2 protein-coding genes are annotated in these 3,060 nt (G+C 36.9%); both read right to left on the minus strand.

Translation table 11 applies throughout. The features are described from left to right. Positions 1-106: 106 nt before the first annotated feature. On the minus strand, positions 107-1,060 hold the full coding sequence (locus tag ACTNBF_RS16315; protein ID WP_441089692.1) for an ABC transporter permease: 954 nt from the start codon (positions 1,058-1,060) through the stop codon (positions 107-109). Between the two features lie 71 nt (positions 1,061-1,131). Continuing rightward, on the minus strand, positions 1,132-2,712 hold the full coding sequence (locus ACTNBF_RS16320) for an ABC transporter substrate-binding protein (RefSeq protein ID WP_441089693.1): 1,581 nt from the start codon (positions 2,710-2,712) through the stop codon (positions 1,132-1,134). Positions 2,713-3,060 lie beyond the last annotated feature (348 nt).

Below are 3,060 nucleotides of genomic sequence, written 5' to 3' on the forward strand. Positions count from 1 at the left end.
GCAGCGCCCTGAGCCCCCGGAGGGCCTTCCGTCTTATATATTTGCAATTTTCAAGGTTCGTTTGAGCCTGTTTTTTTCGGCCCAGTTTTTCATAGATTACTTGACACTACCGCATAGATTTAATCCGCGGGTCTGTTATACAGTAGAGAACATCTGAAAGTAAATTTCCCAAAATAACTAATGTACCGGAAAGGACAAGAACTGCCATAATAATCGGATAATCCATAGCTGAAATTGCTTTTACAAAATAAGAACCTATTCCCGGCCACGAAAAGATAGTCTCTGTAATAACAGCTCCGGTTACAAGCATCGGTAACGCCATACCCAGCTTCGTAATCAACGGAATCAATACATTTTTGCTTACATGTTTAAACAGAATTTCTGATTTCTTCGCTCCAAACGACTGCTGTACAATAACATAATCTTCTTTAAGCTGAGAAATAGTTGATCCTCTCACATAACGTGTCAAATCAGGTAAAAATCCAATTGTTAATACCATATAAGGCATTGCAAAATGCTGAAGATAATCAATCATACTGTTTTCCAGCCCAATGGTATGCATTCCCATTAATGGAAAGATTTTAAATTTATATCCAAGGAAATACATCATGATCATCGCGATCCAGAATGTAGGTGTCGCTATTCTAATCGAGCAAAAACCGTCAATAATCTTATCCGGCCATCTTCCTTTATTGCTTCCCGCTATCAATCCTAATACAATGGCAAGAAAATATGCAGTTAAATAGGACGGAAGGACTAATTTGATCGTACCTGGTATACGAATCTTGAGATCATATTTAATGCTTGTATGTGATAAAAGAGAATTTCCAAATTCCCCCTGCACAATCTTTCCAAGCCACTTCACGTACTGAACCGGTATTGGATCGTTAAGTCCATATACTTCTCTTTTTGCCTCAAGCTCTTCTTCAGTCATGCTGTCAGTTCTTAAAGCATCGACTGCATCATATGGCGCCAGATTGATCAATGTAAAACAAATCATAGTTACCAGTATCAAAAGCGGAACGGCCTGCAAAATACGTTTTACGATATATTTTAACATTTAATGACTCCTTTCTCTCACATGAATTAAAGGGAGGTGTCTCCACCTCCCTCTGCTCTAACATAATCATGTTATTTCAGTGTTAACTTAGAGTAATCACCAAATGTGTAAATCGGTGCAAATTTAGCTTCTTCCAAACCACCAACACGTGCATTTGTCACAAGTGTTCTTAAGTTTGTTCCAAATGGATAGAAAATTGCCTCTTCTGAAATTGCTCTTTGAAGTTCATTATAAATCTCTTTACGTTCGGCTTCATCCAAAGTAGCGTTACCTGCAACAAATAACTGATCCACTTTTTCACTGTTGTACATAATCATATTATCCTTTGTAGTCATGAATAATGAAGAATACATATCCGGATCAACACCCATTACATAACCACCAAGGAAGATATCATGTTCTTTATCCTCTGGATCATAAGCTGTACTCATATAGCCCGCCCAGTTTACACCTGTCAATTCAGCAGTAATTCCAATTGCTTTTAATTCTGCCTGAATTGCAAGAGCCATGTTAGTCTGAACACTATCTTCTTCAACATAACAGATTTTAATTGCCTTCGATCCGTTCGCTGTTAATTCTTTTGCTTTTTCTACATCCTGATCCCATTTTTCAACATCATCTGTATAGTAAGCGCTTGTGTACGGCAAGAAAGAATATCCAAGATTATAGAATGAAGGATCTGTATATGCTGCTGTCATAATCTCATCACGATTCAGAGCATATAAAATACCTTCACGATATTCTTTATTGCTCATTGCCTCTGTATTTGGATTTAATCTCAAGTACGCAACACGACCTTCGCTATAATTTGTGATATTAAATGCCGGATTGTCATTATATGGATCTAACATATCCGGTGTTCCAATCCATGCATCCACTTCTCCATTCTGAAGTGCCAGAGTAGCCGTATCATCTTTTTCAATTATTTTAAAGACAATTGTATCAATATTTGCCTCTCCACATCCATAATTTGGATTTTTCGTAAATTTCAAGTACTGACCTGTTACATATTCTTCCAGTTTATAAGGTCCTGAACCCACAACTTCTTCAAGCATATTGATATCGAAAGATCCTCTTCCTTCAAAAATATGTTTTGGCAGAATACTTACTTCTGATGATAAAAGTTCAAATGCACTTGCACAAACTGACGGCAATGTAAATGTAACAGTTGTGTCATCTACCTTTTCCACTTTAATCGGCTGGTTATCGACATAAAGATTTTGACCCTGCGCGTTGATACTGTCATATGTATATACAATATCATCTGCTGTCAACGCTTCGCCATCACTCCATTTCAGACCTTCCTTCAATTTCATTGTGTATACAAGTCCATCTTCAGAAGCTTCCATGCTTTCAGCCAGTATATAATTTACAGATCCGTCAGCGTTGATATAATACGCCGGTGAATATAACAAATGACAAGTCATCAGACCAAATCTGTCATCCGCTGTTAACGGATTCAGAGTATTACCGGTATCTCCACCGATTGCATACGTGAAAACGCCATCAACGCCAGCTACCCCAGATTCTGAATTTTCTGTTGTTTCCTGTTTTTTCTGAGTTTCTTCTGTGCTGCTTTTTCCACCACATCCGGCAAGCATGGCTACTGACATGGTAAGACATAATAACACACTTACAATACGTTTTTTCATATTTTTCCTCCATTTTCTTTTGGGATTCCCCATATAATTGCTTCATGATGCTGGTAACATTTCCTATTCCAAAAGTCTAATCATTAATTTAAATACATTTTTCTATATTATTACGATAATCAATAAAACAGTTCAATATATTAGAGTGATAATACACCACTTCATCTCAGTGCCAAAGGAAACAAAATTCATTTATTATTACTATTTTTTTGCACAAAAAAACTGCAAACCTTGTTTCCAAAGTCTGCAGCTATCTCTTTTTATGTACCTTCAAAACCACATACAAAGTTTTATCTCTCCATCCATTTCTTTCCTATCCTACCATTTCAAACTTACTTTCCGCGGAAA

This window comes from Bariatricus sp. HCP28S3_A4 (assembly GCF_052066395.1).
In the GTDB taxonomy this organism is placed as follows: Bacteria; Bacillota; Clostridia; order Lachnospirales; family Lachnospiraceae; genus Allocoprococcus.

Excerpts from the sequence above, each read along its gene's own strand:
- ACTNBF_RS16315 (WP_441089692.1), bottom strand. The coding sequence starts at position 1,060 with ATGTTAAAATATATCGTAAAACGTATTTTGCAGGCCGTTCCGCTTTTG.
- ACTNBF_RS16320 (WP_441089693.1), bottom strand. The coding sequence starts at position 2,712 with ATGAAAAAACGTATTGTAAGTGTGTTATTATGTCTTACCATGTCAGTA.